1 protein-coding gene is annotated in these 301 nt (G+C 41.5%); it reads right to left on the minus strand.

What is annotated here, in order from left to right; genetic code table 11:
* The coding region (locus CVN76_RS02705; RefSeq protein WP_157805491.1) for an Rnase Y domain-containing protein at positions 1–301 on the minus strand (301 nt) is incomplete at both ends.

Consider the following 301-nt stretch of genomic DNA (forward strand, 5'->3'; position numbering starts at 1 on the left):
ATTTGGAAGATTCACTACAGAAACGGTGGTTTCTGCAACATGATCAGCCGCACAACGCTGAATGGCAAGAGAAAGAACTTCTTTTGCTTTTTTATCAGCTTCTTCTTTGGCACGGGTATCACTTTCTTTAATCATAAGCGCTACATCGTGAGCCAGCTCGTTTTCCATTCGGTCTATAATGATTGCTTTAGCTTCTTCACGAGTTAAACCTGAAACACGTTCAAGCTCTGTTTGCTGCTTACGAACCGTCTCGTCCACTTTGCTTTCCATCTCTTCAATATTCTGTTGTCTTTGGTTTAGA

The organism is Bacillus sp. mrc49 (assembly GCF_002803435.1).